At 64.0% G+C, this 23,294-nt stretch carries 20 protein-coding genes and 1 pseudogene; 6 read left to right on the top strand and 15 right to left on the bottom strand.

Features of this window, described 5'->3' with window-relative positions; translation table 11 throughout:
- Window positions 1–286 precede the first annotated feature (286 nt).
- From J7E83_RS11795 to J7E83_RS11770, 6 genes and pseudogenes are all read right to left on the bottom strand, one after another.
- Window positions 287–2,083, bottom strand: a complete 1,797-nt coding sequence (locus tag J7E83_RS11795; protein WP_214962234.1) for a hypothetical protein — start codon at window positions 2,081–2,083, stop codon at window positions 287–289.
- Between the two features lie 8 nt (window positions 2,084–2,091).
- Window positions 2,092–2,304 (bottom strand): hypothetical protein, encoded by a 213-nt coding sequence (locus J7E83_RS11790; protein WP_214962232.1) that lies wholly within the window; start codon window positions 2,302–2,304, stop codon window positions 2,092–2,094.
- Between the two features lie 579 nt (window positions 2,305–2,883).
- Window positions 2,884–3,603, bottom strand: a pseudogene (locus J7E83_RS11785) (ABC transporter ATP-binding protein); the annotation flags it as partial.
- 150 nt (window positions 3,604–3,753) lie between these two features.
- A complete protein-coding gene (locus J7E83_RS11780) occupies window positions 3,754–4,494 on the bottom strand; it encodes a glycosyltransferase family 2 protein (protein ID WP_214962228.1) in 741 nt (246 codons plus the stop codon).
- Window positions 4,491–5,855, bottom strand: coding sequence for a bifunctional PIG-L family deacetylase/class I SAM-dependent methyltransferase (locus J7E83_RS11775; RefSeq protein WP_214962226.1), 1,365 nt, complete (start codon window positions 5,853–5,855; stop codon window positions 4,491–4,493). Before J7E83_RS11775 ends, J7E83_RS11780 begins: the two co-directional genes overlap by 4 nt.
- A complete protein-coding gene (locus J7E83_RS11770; protein ID WP_214962225.1) occupies window positions 5,849–6,919 on the bottom strand; it encodes a hypothetical protein in 1,071 nt (356 codons plus the stop codon). The genes J7E83_RS11775 and J7E83_RS11770 overlap by 7 nt, the downstream gene beginning before the upstream one ends.
- Window positions 6,920–7,087: 168 nt before the next feature.
- Between J7E83_RS11770 and J7E83_RS11765 the strand changes: the two genes are divergently transcribed.
- The 3 genes from J7E83_RS11765 to J7E83_RS11755 are packed head-to-tail and all read left to right on the top strand — an operon-like array spanning window position 7,088 to window position 9,126.
- The gene (locus tag J7E83_RS11765) at window positions 7,088–7,780 is read left to right on the top strand and encodes an MSMEG_4193 family putative phosphomutase (protein WP_214962223.1); all 693 of its coding nucleotides are present in this window, start codon (window positions 7,088–7,090) and stop codon (window positions 7,778–7,780) included.
- Between the two features lie 24 nt (window positions 7,781–7,804).
- Window positions 7,805–8,359, top strand: coding sequence for a DUF3090 domain-containing protein (locus tag J7E83_RS11760; protein ID WP_214962220.1), 555 nt, complete (start codon window positions 7,805–7,807; stop codon window positions 8,357–8,359).
- Window positions 8,359–9,126, top strand: a complete 768-nt coding sequence (locus J7E83_RS11755) for an SCO1664 family protein (RefSeq protein ID WP_214962218.1) — start codon at window positions 8,359–8,361, stop codon at window positions 9,124–9,126. The genes J7E83_RS11760 and J7E83_RS11755 overlap by 1 nt, the downstream gene beginning before the upstream one ends.
- Before the next feature lie 11 nt (window positions 9,127–9,137).
- On the opposite strand, the gene J7E83_RS11750 is transcribed toward J7E83_RS11755, so the two are convergent.
- The 3 genes from J7E83_RS11750 to J7E83_RS11740 all read right to left on the bottom strand — a co-directional run bounded on the left by J7E83_RS11750 (window position 9,138) and on the right by J7E83_RS11740 (window position 13,964).
- Window positions 9,138–11,165 carry an ABC transporter ATP-binding protein gene (locus J7E83_RS11750; protein ID WP_214962216.1) on the bottom strand — a complete coding sequence of 676 codons (2,028 nt, stop codon included), beginning with the start codon at window positions 11,163–11,165 and terminating at the stop codon, window positions 9,138–9,140.
- On the bottom strand, window positions 11,162–12,910 hold the full coding sequence (locus J7E83_RS11745; RefSeq protein ID WP_214962273.1) for an ABC transporter ATP-binding protein: 1,749 nt from the start codon (window positions 12,908–12,910) through the stop codon (window positions 11,162–11,164). The genes J7E83_RS11750 and J7E83_RS11745 overlap by 4 nt, the downstream gene beginning before the upstream one ends.
- A gap of 127 nt (window positions 12,911–13,037) precedes the next feature.
- Window positions 13,038–13,964 carry a LysR family transcriptional regulator gene (locus J7E83_RS11740; protein ID WP_214962214.1) on the bottom strand — a complete coding sequence of 309 codons (927 nt, stop codon included), beginning with the start codon at window positions 13,962–13,964 and terminating at the stop codon, window positions 13,038–13,040.
- 113 nt (window positions 13,965–14,077) lie between these two features.
- On the opposite strand from J7E83_RS11740, the gene J7E83_RS11735 reads away from it, so the two are divergent.
- The gene (locus tag J7E83_RS11735) at window positions 14,078–14,878 is read left to right on the top strand and encodes an alpha/beta fold hydrolase (protein WP_214962212.1); all 801 of its coding nucleotides are present in this window, start codon (window positions 14,078–14,080) and stop codon (window positions 14,876–14,878) included.
- A gap of 97 nt (window positions 14,879–14,975) precedes the next feature.
- Here the strand turns inward: J7E83_RS11735 and J7E83_RS11730 are convergent, their stop codons facing one another.
- A complete protein-coding gene (locus J7E83_RS11730) occupies window positions 14,976–15,350 on the bottom strand; it encodes a hypothetical protein (RefSeq protein ID WP_214962210.1) in 375 nt (124 codons plus the stop codon).
- Between the two features lie 161 nt (window positions 15,351–15,511).
- On the opposite strand from J7E83_RS11730, the gene J7E83_RS11725 reads away from it, so the two are divergent.
- Together J7E83_RS11725 and J7E83_RS21520 are read left to right on the top strand one after the other, a co-directional pair.
- Complete coding sequence (locus tag J7E83_RS11725; protein ID WP_214962208.1) at window positions 15,512–16,153, top strand: response regulator transcription factor; 642 nt, start codon at window positions 15,512–15,514, stop codon at window positions 16,151–16,153.
- Window positions 16,150–17,898, top strand: coding sequence for a histidine kinase (locus tag J7E83_RS21520; protein ID WP_214962206.1), 1,749 nt, complete (start codon window positions 16,150–16,152; stop codon window positions 17,896–17,898). The genes J7E83_RS11725 and J7E83_RS21520 overlap by 4 nt, the downstream gene beginning before the upstream one ends.
- A gap of 61 nt (window positions 17,899–17,959) precedes the next feature.
- On the opposite strand, the gene J7E83_RS11715 is transcribed toward J7E83_RS21520, so the two are convergent.
- The 5 genes from J7E83_RS11715 to J7E83_RS11695 all read right to left on the bottom strand — a co-directional run bounded on the left by J7E83_RS11715 (window position 17,960) and on the right by J7E83_RS11695 (window position 23,237).
- Window positions 17,960–18,880, bottom strand: a complete 921-nt coding sequence (locus tag J7E83_RS11715) for a 2-hydroxyacid dehydrogenase (protein ID WP_214962204.1) — start codon at window positions 18,878–18,880, stop codon at window positions 17,960–17,962.
- Window positions 18,881–18,908: 28 nt separating this feature from the next.
- Window positions 18,909–19,958 carry a LacI family DNA-binding transcriptional regulator gene (locus tag J7E83_RS11710; protein WP_251043759.1) on the bottom strand — a complete coding sequence of 350 codons (1,050 nt, stop codon included), beginning with the start codon at window positions 19,956–19,958 and terminating at the stop codon, window positions 18,909–18,911.
- 89 nt (window positions 19,959–20,047) lie between these two features.
- Window positions 20,048–20,920, bottom strand: coding sequence for a carbohydrate ABC transporter permease (locus J7E83_RS21515; protein WP_311379648.1), 873 nt, complete (start codon window positions 20,918–20,920; stop codon window positions 20,048–20,050).
- Window positions 20,917–21,861, bottom strand: coding sequence for a sugar ABC transporter permease (locus J7E83_RS11700; protein WP_311379647.1), 945 nt, complete (start codon window positions 21,859–21,861; stop codon window positions 20,917–20,919). Before J7E83_RS11700 ends, J7E83_RS21515 begins: the two co-directional genes overlap by 4 nt.
- Window positions 21,862–21,917: 56 nt before the next feature.
- Window positions 21,918–23,237, bottom strand: coding sequence for an ABC transporter substrate-binding protein (locus J7E83_RS11695; RefSeq protein WP_214962200.1), 1,320 nt, complete (start codon window positions 23,235–23,237; stop codon window positions 21,918–21,920).
- Window positions 23,238–23,294: the final 57 nt, after the last annotated feature.

Below are 23,294 nucleotides of genomic sequence, written 5' to 3'. Positions count from 1 at the left end.
CCACCAACCGTGAAGAGCCCGTATGTGGGATAGAAACCTGCCGTTGGTTTTCACAGGCAGACAACTGTTGGCTGGAGGGTGGGATGCAACCGGTTTCAACTTCGCGGCCGTGGACGTTGTTTTTAGAAGGAAGGGACTGAAATTGGAAGCAAAGCGCCTCAAAGAGGCGAAAGGCCAAATATAGAGGCAAGGTCTGACGTGTGCAGGCTCTGCCTTGCTTTCCCTCCGGAGAGTAAATCTGCGGTTCAGGGTAGCTGATGGCGGAGTGTTTTCGACATTCAGGAAATCAGCTCGGAGCGAGGAGGCCTTCCACCCATTCTCCGATGGCGGCAACCCCTAAACCTCGTTCAAGGACTCCGCCTTGGTCTAGCAGTAGCGTCGGCCATGAACTCTCGCCTCGAAGAAACGCCGCACACTCACGAAGATCATTATCGAAAAGTTCTTCCCCATCCACTAGGAAAATGCCCACGTCGCCAGAGTCTAAAACGTCCTGTCGCTCTATTCCCCCCGAAAGGTACTGGACCAGGTAACTCTTCCCAGCCGTCTCATAGGCTTGAACTCGCAGTTCGCCAGCATCGTGACTGGCGTCCATAACTGCGGCATCAAGCATGTCTTCGCGTAGCGGCTCACCCTGCAGCACATTCTCAATATCAAAGCGTTTGAGTCCGTACTCTTCGCGAAGATGTGACCGAAGTGCCTGCTCTACACCTCTGACGTGCAATTTACGCTCATTTATATTCTGGGGTTGGTTTCCGGCCCAAAGCCATCCAATTTCTTCAATATCACTCAGGCAATGGGTGAACAGAGCGCGTCTTTTCCGAGTTCCGAAGCTTTGCGAATCCCATGAGTCAACCCAGTGGTCAATTTCGGCTTGGACGCCACCAGAGAACGAGCCACCACGCTCCTTGGTGGACTCCGACGTCTTGACACCAAACAGCGGTCGGTATACGAAGAACGAGTCAGTATTACTAACTAGGAAGTGGTCGCGGAAAGGCACTTCGCCGATTATCATTTTCTCCAGGCCCCTAGCATGTGTTCCCAATTTGAGTTCAGTAAGCAAATCGGGAAGAACCGCAAGGTCTGCTGGACTCTCATTGGGAACTATCGCTCCAGTCGGGGACAAGTCCGGCCAGCGTTTACCAAGCCGATATGGCCTCTCGTAAGGACGAGTCTCGTCGGGAGCAGGCATGATCCGAAACTCGTCAATCGATGTCGGCATGACTAAGTCGACGCCTTCTGACGCAAGTCGATCTCCTAGCCTGTTGCTGGAGAGAACAACCTCTGGCCAGTCCGCCACTGTACCAGCCAGAACGGCCCGGCGGGGTCGCGAAATCGGGTGGGAAAGGTAGGCGGTTTTTGAATTGTTCGGATCCTTTATCAGTTCAACAAGTGAGCGGAACGGGTGCTTCACGCCCAGGACGGTTAGCTTGCAGTCATGGGCCCGGGCGAGGAGTTCCGCCTGCACCATGTCAAATCGACGCCAGGTAGCAATGTCAGACAGGACGGCGTTCAGATTTTCTGAACGGAAAGACTCCCACGTTTCACCCATATGGTCTGGAAGTTCCCCCTTTGCTGCCTGATAAACATCAAGGCGTTGTGAAAGCAGGTGCCTGTCCAGCCTCTTCTTGAGGTCGAAAATATCATTCTTTCCGCCGAGTCGACGTTGTATATCATAAATGTCATCTATCAAGAGAATGATATGAGAGAATCGAAGGTCATCTCGCTGAGAGATTGGAAAAGCTAATGTGGAATAAAATTCACTGCGGCGGGAAGAATAATATGAAGGGTGGAAAGATACAACGTTAGTATTGACCTTATTTTGAACTATATGGTCAATGATTCCCTGATAAGCTTCATTCCAATAGTTTAATAAGGCATCCCTAGTCAAACCTTCGATTAATGATCGAATCGATCGAGCTTGAGCAGGGACTGACCGTAACCGCGCATTCAACCAGAGATGCTCTTGGCGTATGAGTTCATCGTCAACATCATGCAAGCCCATGTCTGGTAAGGCCCGTAGCAACTGCTCACGAACGAGACGAGAGCCGACTCCAGGTGACGCAAGAAGGGCGATATTGACCAAAGCCCGACCTATCGGGCTGAATGGATGCTGGCAGCGATGCTATCGATATTCTCGAGAATATCCGCCTCTCCGTAAAAGCGCCGCCCCTTGAATTCGAGGGTAGTTTCGGGAGAGTCATCAGAGGAGCGGGGGAAGAATGAGATGTCTCCGTGGTCAAGGGCCTCAATGACCTTTGTTGGATCTTCAACTCTTGAAACCGTCAGAAGTGCTGCAGAACCCATTATTTATTCCCGCCTCGATTCGAAGAAAAAACTGAACAACCTTCACTCGTGCCACGAGTTCAAGTTTTGGCTATGACTTTTGATGCGCTGGCAGTGTCGGTTTTACGGTTCAAAAGCTAGAGGCTAGAGGCGCCTCAGGCGATCTTGTCAGCACTCTACACCTTCCTCGCGGCCGGCAAGACAGGACACTCTGTGTCGGAGGTACGGTAGGTCCGGCAGGGAATCCCATAAGGTGTTACCAACCCCGTCAGTTTCCGCTCGATGGCATCCGTCCAGTCGTCTACGGGACCTATCCGCTCGGAAACTGAGCCGGTCCTCCGCTACGTCGAAGACAGTCCCCTGCTCCACCGTTGACCCTGGCGGCCACCTCCTTGGGGAACACCGGGTGCTTGAACAAGCGGTCCTTCCCTCACCCGGGATCCGCCTATGACTTGGAACTACGCGGAGGACAGAAGTCGCTTTTATTACATAAGAACCAGCGAAAATGTTCGCCAACATAAACAGCTAAAAATTCCCAGCCAGCGACCCACATCCAAAGTAACCACAAAAGCACCAGCACGCCCCTGCTGCGTAGCGCTCTTAGACCTCCGCCACCGGAGCCGCGAACTGCGCCTCATACAGCCGGGCATACGCCCAACCCGCCTCCAACAAAGAAGCATGAGTCCCCCGCTCCACGATCTGGCCAGCCTCCATCACCAGGATGAGGTCGGCGTCGCGGATCGTGGACAGGCGGTGCGCGATCACGAAACTCGTGCGGTCAGACCGTAGCGCACTCATCGCCTTCTGCACCAGCACCTCGGTCCGGGTGTCCACGGAAGAAGTCGCCTCATCCAAAATCAGCACCGACGGCCGGGACAGGAACGCCCGCGCAATGGTCAGCAACTGCTTCTCCCCCGCCGACACGTTCGAGCCCTCGTCGTCGAGAACCGTATCGTACCCCTCGGGCAGGGACCGAACGAACCGGTCCACATACATCGCCTGCGCGGCCTCCAGGATCTCCGCCTCCGAAGCCTCGAGCCGGCCATACGCATTGTTGTCCCGGATGGTCCCGCCGAATAGCCACCTATCCTGCAGCACCATCCCCATCCGCGAGCACAGCTCAAGCCGCGTCATCGAGGTGACGTCGACGCCGTCGAGCGATATCCGCCCCGCATCCAGCTCGTAGAACCGCATCATCAGGTTCACCAGCGTGGTCTTGCCCGCCCCGGTGGGCCCGACAATAGCCACCGTCTGCCCCGGCTCAGCTACCAAAGAAAGAGAAGAGATCAGCGGCTTGTCCGGCGAATAGGAGAAGGACACGACGCCGAGCGGCTCGGGCCAAGGTGAGCGCCGCGCCGATCTCGGATCCCATCAGCATGGTTCCGGTGGTTTCGACAGTCACCTCAACGGAGACGGGCAGGCGGACGCTGCGGGAGACGATGGCCTGGAGGAGAGTAATTTTAGTGGGTGTTAGAGGTGCTGTTCGCGCAGTTCCCGGCTAAGAGCGCGCAGATACGCGCCGAAGCCCTGGGGTGCCCGGGCAAGTGTGCGTCCGGATGTCAGTACCCGGATAGTGTCAGTTGCTGCAACGGAGAAGTTGTGCCGGCGAAGGCGCTCCACCAGGATCCTGTCCTCATGGACGCGCAGCTTCGGAAAGCCGCCTGCCGTGAGGTAGGCGGAGGCACGCACCCCGAAGTTGGCGCCGTAGATGTGCTGGTGGTCTTCCCGGAACGGGTGATGTTCCAGCCAGCGGCGCAGGACCGCAGAGTCCAGATCGCTGGGATTGGGCTGCACGGTTCCAAGTACCGCGTCGGCTCCTGCGTTGGCCAGTCCCACTTGCCGGGTGAGCCAATGACCGGGAACGGTGGAGTCGGCGTCCGTGTTGGCCAGCCATGTGGTGTTCATACTGGCCGCTGTACCAAGCGACTCCATAGCTGCCGCTATCCCAACCGCCCGGCTGGCCCCGGTGCTCCGCAGGCGAACCTCCAAAGTATTGAAGCGTGAGTCGGTGGAAAGGTACGCGGCTGCGATGTCGGCCGAGCGGTCTGTGCAGCTGTCCAGCACCACCGTGACGGTGACGTCAACCTGAGCATGCTCCTGCTGCAGCGCATCGGCGGCAGCCAGCAGGCCGGAGAGGGCGCGGGCCAGGTGTTGTTCCTCATTGTGTGCAGGCACGACCACTGCCACGCGGGAGATCGGCAGCGGTGTCATGGCACCATGGTCGGCGCGACCAACACCTCCAGAACAAAGTCCTTTTCCCGGTAAAGCCCCCTGGTGCGCCATCGGAGTTGACTGCGGGCCAGGTCGTGTACAGCTTCCCCGTCCAGCTGCCAGCCGGAGATTGGATGGCGCCAGTGGCAAAGGACAAGTGTGCCGCCAGGTTCTGTGGAGGCTTCCACCCGTCTCAGCAGATCAGAGAGTTCATCCCGGGCGAGGTAGTAGCCCATTTCGGACATGACCACGAGGTCGAAGCGTTCCTCTGGCCAGTCACGCGGGAGAGTGAGCTGCCGTGTCTGGGCTGACGGGTAGAGAGAAAGACGCTCCGCTGCCCGGGCCAGGGCTGCGCTGCTGGCGTCCACCGCAAGAAACTGCCGGCACCTTTGGGCCAGGTCAACGCTTAGAGTGCCGATTGAGCAGCCGAGTTCCAGCCCGGAGTCGTAATTCTCCTCCGGCAGGACGGCCATCGTCAGGGCCCTCTTGCGCCGTTCGTACCAGCTGGAGGTGTAATTCCACGGATCCTCGTCGCGGGTGTGCACCGCGTCGAAGATCCGCTCAGCGTCGTTTGCGCTATTGGTACCGGCCTCCGACGGATGCCATGCGAACAGTTCCCGGGGGCGGGAGAAGTGCTCCAGGAAGGTCTCGGACAGAAGTGTTTCGTCTCCGGGCTGGTCGGAGAGAGGACTGGTTTGCGAGGCGTGGGAACGCATGGCCTTTGCCTTCGCGTGCTGTTCTTCCGGGGCCAGTGGCACTTGCACCCAGGACTTCCAGAGTGGATCTTCCGGACTGGCCCAAAGCCAGTACCAGATCGGGTACTCCAGCAACCCGTGGCCACCTTCGTCAGCCACCTCTGCCGCAAGAGTGCCCAGGACATCGTGGTCAGTGTGGCCGTCCCCGCGGTACGGAGCCACAATCGCTACCCTTTCGGCCGGACGCCCAGATCGGGTGATGGCTTCCCGAACTGCAGCCGCGATAGGGGCAGGGTCAGAGGCCAGTTGTCCATCGCGCAGTTCCAGGAACCGCCACGCCGCGCTGGGAGCAAGGCCAGTCACAGCGCTCTGGAATTCACTGAGCCGGACAGCGGCAAGCTGCTCCGCCGTCGTGGTTTGCGACTCAGGATGGGAAGCCTCGCCAGCTGTGCACAGCAGGACCTCTATTGCGGCCCCAGCGGCATGCAGCTTCGCCAGGAGCCCGCCCGCGCCGAGGGTTTCATCATCGGGGTGCGCAGCAAGCACAACAAAGGTCATGGCCTCAAGTTCAGCTGCGTCCAGTGGGAGCTCCGGCAGGCCGTCGAGGCCGCAGGCAGCCCAGACGGACTCGGCGGTCCCGGCGTCTCGGTGCGAAAAGTTCACCACGGGCAGTCCCGTTGCAGCGTAAGGGCGCCCAGTTGGGCGTCATCACGCATCGCATGGTGCTGCCGGATATAAAGCGATAGGTCAGCCATTCGCTTACCGTAATTCTCGTTGAAGGCCAGCGGGCCCGGACCTAAATTCTGCACTACTAACGCTTGAATGCGCTCGACGGCGGTGGCTACTGCGCCGCGGACGCGCAGCGCTTCGCTCCACGCGTTGGAGCCGGAAAGTTCCCCGGCATCGATACCCTCGGCAACCCCGGCCAGGTACCCGGTTGAAGCAGCGATGATCCGATCAATTTCACCCAAATGAGCCAAGGCAACCTGGTCCGGTTCGCGACCACGCTCCGCGGCTTTGACCAAAGAATCCCTGAACTCGCGGGCCACAGCCACTGCCCCGCCGAACCAGCACGCAGCCACGCCCATGCCACCCCACGCGAAGCCCGGACGCTCGTAGTACCATCCCGGTTGACCAATAAGCGTTGCTGGGACGCTGGCGAAATGCACGTTCCCGCTGGGGATCTCGCTCAGTCCGCGACTGATCCAGTTCGGTGTCTGGCAGGCCACTCCGGGGTCCTCAAGATTGACCGCGAAGGCGCCCCTGCCGTCCCGGTCAGGAAGGTGCGCTGTGACCACAGCGCCGCGGAGCTGCTCAGCCAGCGAACACCAGGGCTTAGTCCCGGTCAGGATGTAGCCGCCGGCGCCGTCCCTGGTCGCCTCAAGGCGCAGGCCCGGGCCTTCGGCCGCGAATACACCCCAGGCTCCATTCATGGCGTCCATTGGCATACCGGACTGCGAGAGGATCGCCACCGCATCAAGATGTGGTTCAAGCACGCGACCAGCAGCCACATCCACTGCCGTCACCGAGGCCAGGAGCTCCCAGAGCCGGACAGTCTCCCCTACGCCCGGGCGTGCAGCCGACCGCCCGAGGTTCTCTGCGATAGCCAATAATGCCGGCACATTCCCGACTTCCGCCTGGACAGACTCCAGCAAAGGCTCCACTGTTTGCAGTTGCAAAGGGCTCGAGCTGATGCGGACTGGCCGGGTTGCGGTACTCACAGCCGACATCAGTTGTCGCCTGCCGGGGCTACTGAAGTCCCACCTGGCATGGCTTCGCCACTGACCAGTAAACCCCTCAAGAACTGCCTCCACGCGATCGACTACAGGATGAATCCGCTAAACAGCCTATTCCAAGGACGCTCTACCCCTTTGCAACCCGGTGGTTAGGCTGGGTGGATGGCGACAGTAATTCTCGTGCGGCACGGCCGCACCACAGCCAATGCCACTGGGCTGCTGGCCGGTCGGGCCGTCGGCGTCAGCCTGGACCAGATCGGGCGCGACCAGGCGGCTCTGGCCGGAGACCGGCTCGCAGCCGTGCCCGTAGTCGGGGTGGTGTCGAGCCCTCTTGAGCGTTGTCAGCAGACCACCCAGCTCATCCTCGATCGCCAGGCTGGCACTCCGTACGCGTCGGTCGATCCCGATCTCACCGAGTGCGATTACGGCCAGTGGCAGGGCCGCACACTCAGTGATCTCGCGACGGAGGATTTGTGGTCGGTTGTGCAGTCGCAACCGTCCGCCGTCATCTTTCCGGGCGGTGAATCCATGGCCGCGATGCAGGCTCGGTCGGTGGCAGCGATTCGACGCCACGATGCAGCCTTCGAAGCCGAGTACGGGCCAGGGGCCGTGTGGGTGGCGGTGAGTCACGGTGACATCATCAAGTCAATCCTCGCCGACGCGCTCGGCATGCACCTTGACCTGTTCCAGCGTATTAACGTGGGCCCCGCCTCCGTATCGATTGTGGGTTACGGCGCTAGTCGGCCGAGCGTCTATGCGACCAACACCGACGCGGGGGATCTGTCGTGGCTGTCGAACGGCATCGATTCTGGCGATGCGCCGGTGGGCGGCGGCGCAGGGCACAAGGCGCCATGAACGTCATGTGCCTAAAATACTGACATGCCTACACGCGTTCACGAGTTTGCCTGGCCTGATCGGGTCGTCGTTGGCACCATTGGCCTTCCGGGGGCGCGCACGTTCTACCTGCAGGTGCGCGCCGGGACGCAGATCGTGAGTATTGCCCTGGAGAAGCAGCAGTCGGCTCTGCTCGCCGAGAAGATCGACGAAATTCTCGACCAGCTCATCACCGTCGAGGGCAACCCCTTCAGCGTTCCCACGAGTACTCCCATTGAACTTGTCGACAATGACCAGCTCGAGGCCGTTCAGGAGCAGTTTCGGACCGGCGCCATGAGCTTAGGTTGGGACCCAACGACGGCGCAGGTCGTCATAGAGGCCTACCCCATCACCGATGTCGATCCTGATGACAACGACGAATCCCTTGATGAGGATGGCGCTAACGAGCCCGAAATGCTGCTGGTGCGGATGCCGGTCGGCACCGCCCGCGCATTCACCAAGCGCACCCGTGAGGTCGTGGGCGCCGGGCGTCCAATCTGCTCGCTCTGCGGTTACCCCATAGACGCCGACGGGCACATCTGCACCCTTCCCGAAGTCTGATGCCAGCGCCGGACCTAGTGACCGCCGAGCTGACGCTCACCGGCCGCATCACGACGGCGTCTAACGCTACCTTCCTGGGCAGCATCGGCGACGTGGTGGTCGTCTATAAGCCGATAGCAGGCGAAAGTCCGCTGTGGGATTTCCCCCACGGCACCCTGGCCCACCGGGAGGTGGCCGCCTACCTGGTCTCGCAGGTCTTCGGCTGGGACGTCGTGCCGCACACCTGGCTGCGCGATGGTCCGATGGGCGAAGGAATGGTGCAGCTCTGGCAGGAGCAAGACCCCGCCCAACGCGCCGTGAACCTGGTCGCGACGGACAACGTGCCGGAGACGGGCTGGAAACACGTTCTCGAGGGACAAGATGAGAACGGACGGATGGTCGCCCTCGTTCACGAAGACTCGCCAGCGCTCAGACGCATGGCGGTGTTCGACGTGGTCGTCAACAACGCCGACCGCAAAGGCGACCACATTCTTGCCATGCCGGGCGGACACCGGCACGGCGTGGACCATGGGCTCACCTTTCACTGTGACCACAAGCTGCGCACGGTGCTGTGGGGGTGGCTGGGAGACGCTCTGACCACCGAGGAACGCGACAGCCTCGATCGTGTCAGCGAAGAACTGCACGGTGAGCTGGGCCGAAACCTAGCTGACTTGCTCAGCACCGAAGAAATCGCTTCACTCGCCGCGCGCTGCGCCCGGTTGCGCTTGGCAGGGCGGTTTCCGGCTCCAAGCGGTGAGATGTCGGCGGTGCCCTGGCCGCTGTTCTAAGGGAATTACGGCTAAACCTCCGCCACCGGAGCTGCGAACTGGGCCTCGTACAGCGCCGAGTACGCCCCACCCGCAGCCAACAGCTCGGCGTGCGTCCCCTGCTCCACGATCTGGCCGGCCTCCATCACTAGGATGAGGTCGGCATCGCGGATGGTGGACAGGCGGTGCGCGATCACGAAAGAAGTCCGGTCGGACCGCAGGGCACTCATGGCCTTCTGCACCAGCACCTCGGTCCGCGTATCCACGGAAGAAGTTGCCTCGTCCAGGATCAGCACAGACGGCCGTGCCAGGAATGCCCGGGCAATCGTCAGCAGCTGCTTCTCACCGGCAGAGACATTGGAACCCTCGTCGTCGAGCACGGTGTCGTAGCCCTCGGGAAGCGAGTGCACGAACCGGTCCACATACGTCGCTTGAGCGGCCTCCAGGATCTCCGCCTCGGATGCCGAAGGCCGCCCGTATGCGATGTTGTCCCGGATGGAGCCGCCGAACAGCCACGTATCCTGCAGCACCATGCCCATCCGCGAGCGCAGCTCGTTGCGCGTCATCGCGGTGACGTCCACGCCGTCGAGCGTTATCCGCCCGGCGTCCAGCTCGTAGAACCGCATCATCAGGTTCACCAGAGTGGTCTTCCCGGCACCTGTCGGCCCCACGATCGCCACCGTCTGCCCCGGCTCCGCCACCAAACTCAGGTCCGAAATCAGCGGCTTGTCCGGCGAGTAGGAGAACGAGACGTTCTCGAACACCAGCCGCCCCCGGCCGCCGTCGGGAGCCTCAGAAGGCGAAGGATCAGTCGATTGCTCGTCGGTATCCAGCAGCTCGAACACCCGCTCCGCCGACGCCACCCCGGACTGCAGCAGGTTGGCCATCGACCCCAGCTGCGCCAGCGGCTGGGTGAACTGCCGGGAGTACTGGATGAATGCCTGCACGTCGCCCAGCTGCATCGTCCCGGACGCCACCTGCAGGCCGCCCACCACCGCAATCCCCACGTACACCAGGTTCCCGATGAACGTCATGGCCGGCATAATCAGCCCCGAAATAAACTGCGCCCCGAAGCTCGCCTCGTACAGCTCCACGTTCTTCTGCCGGAACTTCTCGCCCACCTCACGCTGCCGGCCGAACACCTTCACCAGCGCGTGCCCGGTGTAGGTCTCCTCGATCTGCCCGTTCAGCTCCCCCGTGTGCTTCCACTGCGCCACGAACAGCTTCTGCGAGCGCTTGGCAATCAGCGCCGTGATCCCCAGCGTCAACGGAATGGTCACCAGCGCGATCAGCGCCAGCGTGGGCGACAGGATGAACATCATCACCAGCACGCCCACCACGGTCAGCACGGATGTGACCGCCTGGCTGATGGACTGCTGCAGGCTCTGCGAAACATTGTCGACGTCGTTGGTCACCCGGCTCAGCAGCTCACCGCGCTGGATGGAGTCGAAATACCGCAGCGGCAGCCGGTTGATCTTCGCCTCGATCTCCTCGCGCAGCCCGAACATTGTCCGCTGCACCACCCCGTTCAGCACATACGCCTGCACCCACATGAACGCGGACGCCAGCACGTACAGCACCAGCGCCCACGTCAGCACCGAGGACAGCGCCGCGAAGTCGATCCCGGTCCCGGGCGTCAGCGCCATGGGGCTCAGCATGTCCGCCTTCTGGTTCTCCCCCGCGGCCCGCAGCTGCGCAATCAGCTCTGCCTTGGTCACCCCGGCCGGCAGCTGCTTGGACACCACGCCTGAGAAGATCAGGTTGGTGCCCTCCCCCAGCAGCCTCGGCCCGATCACCTGCAGCGTCACGCCGGCCACCGCCATGAACAGCACCAGCAGCAGCCAGGCCCGCTCCGGCCGCAGGGTGCCCAGCAGCCGTTTGGCCGAGCCGCCGAAATTCATCGCCTTCTCGGCCGGGATGTTCATTCCGGCGAATGGTCCGCCGCGGCCAGGTCCGCCGGCCGGACGGGGAATGCGTTCGACGGCGGCAGGTGCGGTCCGGGAGGCGGCACCCGGTCCCGAGGAGGTTCCGGCACCTGGGCCGGGACGCTGCGCGCTCATACTGTCTCCTCCGCTGCCAGCTGCGAGGACACAATCTCGCGGTACGTTTCCGAAGTCTCCAGGAGCTCGCCGTGCGATCCGCGCGCGACGATCCTGCCGTCGTCGAGCACCAGGATCTGGTCCGCGTCCACGATGCTGGACACGCGCTGGGCGATGATCACCAGCGTGGCGCCGGCGGTGTTCTGTTTGAGGGCCTGGCGCAGCCGGGCGTCCGTGCCCGTGTCCAGCGACGAGAACGAGTCGTCAAAAATGTAGAGCTCGGGCCGTTTCACCAGGGCCCGGGCGATGGCCAGGCGCTGCCGCTGCCCGCCGGAGACGTTGGTGCCGCCCTGCGAGATGGGCGCGTCCAGCCCGCCCTCCATCCGCTCCACGAAGTCCTGCGCCTGGGCGATGCTCAGCGCGGTCCAGAGTTCCTCTTCGGTGGCGTCCGGCTTGCCGTACAGCAGGTTGCTGCGCACGGTCCCGGAGAACAGGTAGGGGCGCTGCGGGACCAGGCCGATGTGCCCCCAGAGCAGGTCCGGGTGCAGTTCGCGCAGGTCCACGCCGTCGATCCGGACCGAGCCCGTGGTGGCGTCGAACAGCCGGGGCATGAGGTTCACCAGGGTGGTCTTGCCGGAGCCTGTGCTGCCGATGATCGCCGTCGTCTGTCCCGGCGTGGCCGTGAAGGAGATGCCGCTGAGGACGGGCTGGTCGGCACCCGGGTAGGCGAATCCGACGTCGAGCATTTCCAGTTCCCCCCGGCGTCCGCCGTCGGAAGAAGCCGCACTGCTGACGGGATTCAGCGGCGGCCGGACGCTGGACTCGGTGCTGAGCACATCGCCGATCCGGTCCGCGGAGACGGCCGCGCGGGGGATCATCACGGCCATGAAGGTGGCCATCATGACGGACATCAGGATCTGCATCAGGTAGCTCAGGAAGGCAATCAGGGTGCCCACCTGCATGGAGCCGTCCTCGATCCGGAACGAGCCGAACCAGATCACCGCCACGCTGGAGACGTTCAGCACCAGCATGACCACGGGGAACATCAGCGCCATCAGACGGCCGGCCCGCAACGCAACGTCCGTGACGTCGGCGTTCGCCTGGGCGAAACGGGCTGTTTCCATGTCCTCGCGGACGAAGGCCCGCACCACCCGGATGCCAGTGAGCTGTTCGCGCAGGACACGGTTGACGGTGTCGATCCGGGTCTGCATCTTCCGGAACAGCGGCACCATCCGGGTAACGATGAGCCCTACCGCGACCAGGAGCACTGGCACGCAGACGGCGATCAGCCAGGACAGCTGAACGTCCTGCCGGATGGCCATGATCACGCCGCCGATGCTGAGCATGGGTGCGGCGACCATCATGGTGGCGCTCATCAGCACCAGCTGCTGGACCTGCTGGACGTCGTTCGTGGACCTGGTGATCAGGCTCGGCGCACCGAACCGGGTGACCTCCTGCTCCGAGAACTCCCCCACCCGGGCGAAGATGGCGCCGCGCAGGTCACGCCCCAGGCCCATGGCCGCCTTCGCACCGAAATACACGGCGATCACCGCACAGGCGATCTGGGCGAGCGTGATGAGCAGCATGACACTGCCCGTGGACAGGATGTACCCCGTGTCCCCCCTCGCCACGCCCTGATCAATGATGTCCGCGTTCAGGGTGGGCAGGTACAGCGACGCGATGGACTGCGCCAGCTGGAAGACGACGACGGCGATCAGGAGCTGCCGGTGCGGCCGCAGGTATTCGACAAGCAGTTTCCAGAGCATCGGGCTCCAAGCCATGAGTTCGGTCCCACAGGGTGTGGTTCGAAGGTCAGTTTACGTCTCGTTGCCGGAGGCAACCAGACGTCGGCAGGGAAAGTGGGGCCGGTTCTCCCAGAGCGTATTCGCCGCCTCACGGCAGCGATGCCTTACCCTTTTTGGCCAGGTACCGTCGGGCATGGACGACCAGCTCGGCCGTCAACGGTGAGGCGTCGCTCCTTCGCCAGACGAGCACAGTGGGCATAGGCAGGTCTATCCCGGAGAACGGGCGCCACACGACGCCGGGCGGATCACCCGGCACCACCTGATGCGGTGTCTTGAAGGACACGCCCAGGCCGGCAGCCACCAGGCTCATGGTGGTGGCAATGCTCGGCGACCAGCGGTGCGGGCCCGGAACCATCCCGCCGTCCAACAGCAAATCCAGCACGCGCTCGCGAACGTCGGGGTCGCCGTCGCGCTGTAACCAGATCAGGGCCTGGCCATTCAGGTTGGTGGGGCTGACGGCTGCCAGCTTTGCCAGCGGGCTGCCGGACGGAAGGGCAACCCCCATTGGCTCGGTTTCCAGGGTCAGCACACCGAGCCGTTCGTCGGAGGGAGGCACGGCATGGATGAAAACGGCATCGAACTCCCCGTCAAGAAGCTTCTGGACGCCTTCCCTCGCGGCCGCAGGTTTGACGTCAACCTCAGGGGCAGCGTCAACGGGACCCAGGCCGCCTGAACTGAGATCCCGGAGCAGCTCCGCCAGCAGCGGATACGCCACCCCCACGGCCACACCCAGCCTGAGCGTGCCGCGCGGAGGACTGCGCAGTTCTTCCATCGCTGATGCCGCGGCGTCGTGGGCCTCAATGATGTGTGCGGCTTCCTCACGGAGACGGCGGCCTGCATCCGTGAGGGCGACGTAGTTGTGGGTTCGGTCCATGAGCCGGAGTCCCAGGGTTTTTTCCAGGGCCTTGAGCTCCTGGCTCAGCGCCGGCTGGGCGATGTGGAGCCGGGCGGCGGCTTTGCCGAAGTGCAGTTCCTCAGCCAGCACAAGGAATCGCCGGAGTTGGCGGATCTCCATGCCCCATCATAAAAATTTGTGATCGTCCGAGTCCATAGCTGTCTTGGACGGCAGCTCCTTGCGGGGCGTCCAATGAAGGGGAAAGGTAAACCGCAACCGGAAAGGTGAAGACAATGAGCACACTTGATGGCGCCGCCCTCGTGGAGGCCAACGGCGCCGCGTTCCATGTTGACGTCACGGGAGCCGGAACGCCTGTTCTCCTGGTCCCCGGCGCTGGAGGAGACGCCAGGCAGTACGGTGAGCTGGCCCGGCTGCTGGCGGAGACCCACACAGTCATCGCCTATGACCGCAGGAACAACGGACGCAGTCCGCTGCGTCCGGACTGGGCCCAGACCTCAGTGGACCAGCACGCCGGCGACGTCGCCGCCCTGTTGGAAACGCTCGGAACAGAGCCCTGCGTCGTGTTCGGCAACAGCACCGGGGCGCTGATAGCACTGGCCGCTGCCCTGAAGGCTCCCGGACGCTTTACCGGCGCAGTGCTGCACGAGCCAGCGCTTTTGGGCGTTCTGGCCCATCCCGACGACGCCATGGCCACGGTCCAGCCGGTGATTGCTGCAGGGGTGGAGGCCGGCGGGCTTGCCGGCGGCGCCGAGGCGTTCGTCCAGTTCGCGGCGGCGGACGCCGCCGCTCAGTTGCCGCCGGACTTCCTTGACGGGCTTCGGACCAACGCCAGGGTCCTGTTGGAAGCGGAGTTCGGAGCTTTTTCCTCCTGGCGGCCCGAACCCGGGGCCTTGTCCGGAATGAGCGTGCCGCTGGCGGTGCTCAGCGCGGAACAGACCGCGCCATTCTTCGTGGAGGCGGCAGAGTGGATAGCGTCCTCTGCCGGTACTGCCCGCCGGACGGTACCCGGAGGGCACATGGGCTTCCTGAACCACCCGAGGGAACTGGCTAAGGAAATCGACGCGATGTTTTAGCCGGCCCGTGTCACCCTGATGCTGCTGGCCCTGCCGGCCAGGTTCAGACCGGCAGGTTCGACCGCCGCGGACTCATGTTTGGCGCGCAGGTCCTCACTCAGTCCAGGACCGGCGTCGAGCGGCGCCCCGGAGAGAACATCAGGACGACGGCCGCGATGGTGAGCAGCACGGCCACCCCAACCAGTAGCTTGAGGACTGCTGGCACGTCGACGAAGAACGCCGGCAGTGCGGTGAGGGTCATGATGATGATCGCGCCGGCGGCAACGCGTTGCGCGGCGCGGTTGCCGGTGCGCCAGGTGACGATCACGGCGACCAGACCGACCAAGCCGAGCACGCTGTCGACAACCAGGATGCCCATCGGCGGGCCCTCCTGGCCGTCCGGAGGTGGGAAGAGCACGCCCACGATGTTGACTGCGCTGCAGAATCCGGCCAGAGCCAGGCCGGCCTTCTGTCGTTTCGATGTGGTGTTCATGGTTGCTCCTCGGATGGGTCGGTGAAGTGGACTCCTCCACTGTCGGCCCGCGCCACTTCCCTCCGCGAGGGGCGGCCTTCCCATCCATGTTCCCGCAGATCCCGGTCAAAGGGGAGGAAGTTCCCGGGTCAGCAGGAGTGAACGGGGATCATAATGGGTTCATGACCCTGAGGGTGCTGATCGCGGACGACCATCCGGTGGTGCGCGGCGGGCTCCGGGCGCTGATCGGGACCTTGGACGGGCTCGAGGTGGCCGGTGAGGCAGCCGACGGCGAGACAGCCGTACGGCAGGCCCAACTCCTGCGGCCCGACGTCGTGCTTATGGACGTCCGGATGCCCGGTCTTGACGGCGTGGAGGCCACCCGACGGATCCGTGCCAGTGTGCCGGAGACGGCCGTGCTGATCCTGACCATGTACGACGACGACGCAACCGTCTTCACCGCGATGCAGGCCGGGGCCCGTGGCTACCTGCTCAAGGGAGCCGAACAGGAGGAGATCGTCGCGGCCATCCGCGCAGTGGTCACCGGGCAGGCGATCTTCGGGCCGGGCGTGGCGGCACGCATACTGGGCCACTTCACCGCACCACCCACACCACAGCCCCGCCCCTTCCCGGAGCTCACCGAGCGCGAGCGCGAGATCCTCGACCTGCTCGCGTCCGGACGGCGTACGACGGCGATCGCCGAGGCGCTGTTCCTCTCCCCCAAGACGGTCAGCAACCACCTGACCAGCATCTTCGCCAAGCTCGAGGTGTTCGACCGGGCCGCCGCGATCATCCGCGCCCGTGAAGGCGGGCTCGGCACGTGACCCCTTACCCTGTGCTGCTGGCCCTGGCCGCCGTTGGCGTGAGCTGGTGCATCAGCGGGTTGGCTTTGCTTGGCATTCGTCGGGTCTGGCCGAGCGCCGTGCTCGTGGTGTTCGCCGGTCTGGCTACCCTCGCGGGGGCCGTCCTGGAAGCGACCGGGGGAAGCGAAGCCTCGCGCCTGGCATTCATCATCGGCGGCGCGCTCCTGGCGCCGCTCGCACTGACCGCGTACCCGGTGCTCGCCTGGCGTCACCCGTTGGACTTTGTCTCGCTGGTCCTGGTCGGAGGCTCGGGCGTCCTGGCGGTGGTCTCGGCCGGAAGCGACGGCGTGGTCGGCGCGATGGGCCTGGTCATGGGCTGCACGCTGATCGCGCACACCTGGTGGAAGATCGAACACGCGAGGGACCGCGACCGGAGGGCCCTCACCTGGATGGCTTTGGCGGGTTCACTGGCGGGGATGACCGGGTTCACCATCGGGTTCATGCAGCTCGGCACGGTCGGAGAGGTGACTGCCAGCCTTGCGTTGAGCACCGTCGCACCCGCCCTGTACGTTGGGGTTCGCCGGCCCGAGGTGGTGGACGTCAGGGGCCTGGTGGTGCGGTTCGTGGTTTTCGTGACGGCCGCCGTCGGCTACATCGCACTCTTCATGGCGCTGGAGTCGCTGCTCGAGATCCTGGGCAACCGTGTCCCGCATGCGAGCACACTGGCGGTCGTCGGCGTCGTCGCGGCGACAACGTTCCATCCGCTGCAGGTGGTTCTGCGGGCCGTTGTCGACGAGCTCCTCTTCGGGGCGCGTCCGGACCCGCTGGGGGCGGCCACCCAGGTGGTCGGCCACATCGGTGACGACCCGGTGCTGGCACTGCGGGCGATTCGCGAGGCGCTGGTCCTTCCGTACTCTGCGCTCCGCCTGGACGGGAAGATCGTCGCCGAGTCCGGAGTAGAGGTCACCCACACCCGGACCCTTCCCCTCGCCCTCGGCGCAGACCGGGCGGGCGAGCTCGCGCTGGGGCTGCGGCCCGGTGACCTGACCCTGTCCGCGGGTGATCACCGCGTGCTGAGCCTGGTCGCGCCGCTGCTGGCGCAGACGTTACGTGCCCGGGCACTGGCCGACGAACTGCGGGAGTCACGCGGCCAGGCCGTCACCGCAATCGAGGAGGAACGCCGTCGGCTGCGCCGCGACCTCCACGACGGCCTCGGACCCCGGCTGTCCGGGATCGCGTTCACCTCGGACGCGGTACGCAACACGCTGCGCAAGGACCCTTCCGGAGCCGAGGACCTGCTGCGGACCCTGCGCCAGGAGACGGTGAACGCGATCGAGGACATCCGGGGGCTGGTCTACGCGATGCGGCCACCCGCGCTCGACGAGCTGGGCCTTGTCACCGCACTGCGACAGCAGGCACAGGCGCTCCGGGCTCCTGACGGGACACCACTACGGGTCGAGCTGCGAGCAGGGAGGTTGCAGGCGCTGCCCGCGGCCGTCGAGGTGGCGGCCTACCGCATCGTCGTCGAGGCGCTGACCAACGCCGCCAGGCACTCCACCTCGACCACGGCGACGGTCAGCCTCACACTCGGTGAGGAGGCCCTCGAGATTGAGGTCACCGACGATGGGAGCACGGGTGCGCCGTGGCGGGCCGGCGCCGGCATGGACTCCATGGGCGAGCGGGCGGCCGAGCTCGGCGGCACGCTCTCCGCCGAGAGCACATCCAAGGGCGGCCGAGTGTACGCAGTGCTGCCAATCTCGCCGTGACACCCGAGAGGGTGGAGTGCTGTCGACTGTTGCAATGACTGTGTAACTCAGCCAGCTCCGGCTAACCGCCCAGGACCACGTTCACCGGCGGTTCGCCGGCCAGCATGAGGTCGATCTGCTTTTGCAGCAGCCGGCCCATCCGCGGACGCATCGCCGAACTCGCCCCGCCGACGTGAGGGGTGATGATGACGCCGGGTGTGCTCCAGAGCGGGTGGTCCCGGGGCAATGGCTCGGGGTCCGTAACGTCCAGGGCGGCACGGATGCGGCCGGAGCCGGTGTGGCGCACAAGGGCCTCCGTGTCCGCAACGGGCCCGCGGGCCACGTTGACCAGCAACGCGCCGTCGGGCATTGCCGCGAGGAAAGCGTCATCGATGAGGTGCCAGGTGGCGTCGTTGAGGGGAACGCCCACGATCACAATGTCATGGTCCGGCAGCAGCGCAGGCAGCTCGGCAATTCCGTGGACTACGCCGTTTTCATCCGTCCGAGCCTTGCTTGCCACGCGCGTGACGCTGGTTTCGAAAGGGAGAAGCCGCTGTTCAATCCCTTTGCCCACCCCGCCGTAGCCCACAATGAGGACACGGCGGTCTGCCAGGCTGGCGGTGGGCTTCGTTTCCCAGAGGCCCTGCTGCTGGTTCCGCAGGAGGCGCGGAAACTCCCGCTGACTGGCCAGGATCATGGCCAAAACCAGTTCCGCGGTGGACGTCTCGTGCACTCCGGCGGCATTGGCGAAGACCCGTCCGGGCGGGAGCGCCTCGGCCACGCCGTCGTATCCGATCGACTGGCTCTGCACCAGCGCTGTCTCCACGGGTTCGAGATTCTGCAGAATCTGCGTCCCGCGCATGTACGGGGGTACCACGATGTCGATCTGCCGCTGCGGCGCCTCTCCGGCAAGATCCCACTCAAGGACCGTGACGTCGGGGTGCGGTTTCAGGTACTCACGAAGCGCCGCATCCGGCAGGCTCACACTGATCTTCCGGGTCATAGCTGCCAGCCTAGTGGAGGAGCCCGGCCTAGGCCGTCAGGTCACTCCGGCCGCGACCGGAACTCGGCGCCGCCGCGCTCGCGCGGATTACCAGGGCGGGCCGTTCGGAGGAGAACCGGCGGGCTCCCGGTTCCCCTGACACCTGGGCCATGAGCAGCTCGAACCCGCGCTGGCCCAGCCCGAAGAAGTCCTGGTGGGCAGTGGTCAGCGACGGCGTCCACAGCCCGGAGAGCGGGTGGTTGTCGAAGCCCACCACGCTGACGTCCTCGGGTGTGCGGAGCCCCTCGTCGGCCAGTCCGCGGATGACCCCCATGGCGATCTCGTCGTTTCCGCAGAAGACGGCGGTGACTGACTCGTCCTTGGCCAGGGCCTGGCCGATGGCCCGGCCGGATTCGGGCTGCCAGGAGGCGTCGAAGGCCGGGGGAATGACTGCGCCGGCTTTCCGGAGTGCCCGGCGCCAGCCGGCGGTACGGCCGTCTTCCCGGCGGGAGGGCGGAACCCGGACATGGTGGACGGTGCCGTGGCCGAGGTTAAGGAGGAAATCGGTCAGCTCCGCGGCGGCACTTGCTTCGTCAAGGACAGCCTGGGGGACGTGGGTTTCACGCACCCCGGAAATAGCCACCGTGGGGATGTGGTCGGGCAGCCTTTGCAGCGCCGCCACCCCCGGCGGATCGAACTTCAATGCCACGATGCCGGCAAGGTCCTGGCCTACCACCAGCGAAACCGCGCGCTCGACGTCGTCGTCCTCTGTGGAATCAACCACCGTGATCGAGACGATATAGCCCCGCGCACGCGCGGCCTCCTCAACACCCCGGATGGTCTCCGCGTACCCGTACCGGGAGGTGTTGCCGGCAATGACGGCGATCACCGAGGAGCGGCGCGACGCCACTGACCGTGCCGCGGCACTGGGCCGGTACTTCAGCAGGGTGATGGCGTTCATGACGGCTTCGCGCTTTGCCTCGCTGACCTTGGCCGCACCGGTCAGGACGCGGGAGACCGTCGGCACCGAGACCCCTGCAAGCCGGGCGACGTCGTCGATAACGGGTGAGCGCTGCTGCTGCGGTTTCTTGGTGGTCAATTCGGGCCCGCCTGTCGAAATGGGGGCGGCCCGCCGCCTGTCAGCCTCACCCGCGCCGCCCCCCGATAAGTTCAGACGCGGCCCTGAACTCATTTAACCGCGCCGCTTGTAATACCGGAGATGATTTTACGCTGTGCCACCACAAACGTGATCAGCAACGGAAGGCTCATCAAGGTGATGTAGGCGAAGATCAGGTGCCAGTTCTGAAGGTACAGCCCGGAGCTTGCCACCTGATAGAGGTTCAGCGGCAACGTGTCCAGCCGTCCGCCCACCACGAACAGGGCGTAGAAGACGTCGTTCCAGATATAGAGGCAGATCAGGATGGTCGCCGTCGCCAGGACCGGGACCAGGAGCGGCAGGATGATCTTCAGGAAGACCTTCAGCGGCGATGCGCCGTCAACCCGGGCAGCCTCCTCCAGTTCGGGCGGGATGGTCCGCACGAAGCCGGTCACAAAGAAGATGACCGTTGACAGGTACATGCCCATGTACACGCCGATCATGCCGACGGCGGTCCCTGCCAGTCCCAGCTGCCGGAGCAGCAGGACGATGGTCACCACAGCCGGCGGGAGTACGATCCCGCTGATGGCGACGGCGTAAATGACAGCCATGCCCTTGCCGCCGCGGCGGCCGAGCACCCAGGCGGCCATCGAGCCGAGGATCAGCACGCCGAAGACGGCAGGAACCATCACCAGGAGGCTGCCGAAGAAGCCCGTCAGCATCCGGCCCTCAGAGAATACCTGGCCGAAGTTCTCGAAGAGCTGCCACTGGCTGGGGGCGTTGAGGTTCGGATTGAGTGCCTCGGCCTGGTTCTTGCCGGCGGTACTAATGACCAGCCAGAACGGAACTCCGAGCAGGAGGACCGCCGCCAGTACGGCAACGATCGGCTGCACGGGAACCTTGGCGCGGCGGACCGTTTTTCCGGAAAGTTCCGGTTTCGTGGAAAGAATCGGGGCGGCGCTCACAGTACGTCCTCTCGCTTGCGAAGCATCCGGATCAGCGGAAACGCCAGGATGGCTACCGCCAGGAACAGCACAAGGCTCATGGTGGTGGCCTGGGCGAAAAGGCCCTGGCCGAAGGTGCGGAAGATGAAGATGTTCAGGAGTTCGGTGGAACCGCCGGGGCCGCCCTCAGTTGTTGCCTGGACGACGTCGAACCCGTTCATGGAGCCGAGCAGAGCTGTGGCGACGTTGAAGGTGACGGCTGGCGCCAGCAGCGGAAAGCGGATCTCCCGGAACGTGGTCCACCAGGAGGCGCCGTCGAGCCGTGCCGCTTCCAGCACGTCGTCGTTAATGGTTTTGAGCCCCGCGAGGTAGATCAGCATGGACAGGCCCATCCATTTCCAGGCGTGGACAAGGGCGACGACGACGATGGTCCAGGTGGTATCGCCGAGCCAGGCGATGCTGACGTGGTTTCCGGTGAGGAAGCTGAGGATCCCGTTCAGGGCGCCTTCGGGTTTGAGGAGCGCCTGGAAGATGTACCCGACGGCCAGCGCGGACATGATGACGGGGATGAAGAAGGCTACCCGTACGGCCCGGTTGACCCGTGTGTCGCGTTCAAGGAGCAGCGCCAGGACCAGTCCGAAAAGGTTTTGGAAAATGGCCACCAGGACTGCGTAGACCAGGGTGACGCGCAGTGCGTTGAGCAGGGTGCCGCTGTTGAAGAGGGTGATGAAGTTGTCCAGTCCGGTGAAGCCGATGGCGGACTTGAAGCTGGACCAGTTGGTGAAGGCGTAGATGAAGTTGAACAGTGTGGGAATGAAGAAGAAGACGACAAGTACGGCAAGGGCAGGGATCAGGAACCACAGCGGATGGTCATTTTTTCCGCCGCGCTTTCCGCCGTGCCGCCTGGCCTTGCTGGTGTCTTCGACGCGGGAGACGTCCTGCGGGGACATGACTGCGGTCACGTCTGGTCCTTTCTGGAGCGGGTGCCGGGCGTCTTGCCCGGCACCCGCTCAGGGGGTTAGAAACCGGCTGCGCCTTGGGCCTTGGCGAGCTGTGCGAACTGGTCCTGGGTGGCCTTGGCCACTTCTTCGGGGGTCTTGGTCCCCTGGATCATGTCCGCGAGGAAGATGTACAGATCGGGGTTGGCGATGGCCTTGGTCTGCATGGAGCCGACGGCGCTGTCCAGTGAGTCACTGACGGCGAGCAGCGCGTCTGGAACAGTGGCGGGAGTCTTGACCCCGTCCTGCAGCGAAATGGTGGACTGCTTCGCGACGAAATCGGCGTAGCCGTCTCCGAGCCAGTAGCTCAGCAGTTGCCGGGAAGCGGCTTCGCGCTTGGCGTCACCGGTCTTGAAAGCGACCAGGGCGTTGCTCTGGTCCGGGATGAAGGTGCCAATGTTGCCGCTGGGGGCGATCGGGAAGAATCCGATCTTCTTGTTCAGGGTGGCTGTGTCCGTCTTGGACTGGAGCTGGGTGAAGAACGAGTTCACCTGGACGGCCATGGCAGCCTTTCCTGCGAGCAGCGCGTCGGCCTGGTCCTCGAACGTGGCGGTCTTGATGTCGTCGTTGAAGAGGCCTTCCTTGATCAGGCCGCTGTAGGTATTGATGGCACCCTGGATGGTGGGATCGGTGAACTTTTCCTTGTTGGTGTTGACGCGGTCCCAAAGGCCGTCCTTCGCGGCGTCCGCGAGCTGTACATGCACCCACCACTGCGTTGCCCAGCGGTCTTTGCCCATTTCATAGAACGGTGTCACGCCCTTGGCCTTGAGGTCACGGCCAAGCTTGATGAAGGAATCCCAGTCCTTGGGTGCTGTGGTGATTCCGGCTTTTTCGAAGACTTCCTTGTTGTAGTAGACGCCTTCGACGGCGGGGGTGGTGATCAGCGCGGCGTACCGGGTCTTGTCCAGGATCCCGGTGATGTCTTTCAGCGCCGGCTTGGTGGAGTCGATCCACGGTGCGCCGTCAAGGGACTGCAGGTTGGTGGTGGCGTTAAGGGCGGTGAGCTGGGAACCGGTGGGCTGCCAGAAGGCCAGGTCCGGCTTGTCCCCGGTTGCCACCTTGGTCTGGATGCCTTGCTCATAGGGGTCGGGGATGGTGACCACGTTGACGTCCGCGCCGGTCAGCTTTTCGAAGCCGGCCACCACGCTGTCCGGAACCTTGTTCGAGTTCTGGGCGGCCCAGATGGTCAGCTTGGTGCCTTTCAGGTCCGAGTTGGCGGCTGGCCATGTGGCCGGGCCGTTGTTCTGGGTCCCCGATCCCGCTCCCGGGTCACTGCATCCCGTCAGCATAAAAGATGCTGCGGTCGCCAGAACTGCGGCGACTTTGAGGGCTTTCTTCATTGAACTGCTCCTTATTTCTTGTATTATCCGTGTTTTCCGCGAACAGTGCGGAGTGCT

This window comes from Arthrobacter sp. ISL-48 (assembly GCF_018613805.1).
Taxonomy (GTDB): Bacteria; Actinomycetota; Actinomycetes; order Actinomycetales; family Micrococcaceae; genus Arthrobacter.
Note: the sequence above shows the minus strand (reverse complement) of the source record. Positions and strands in the feature narration are given on the sequence as shown.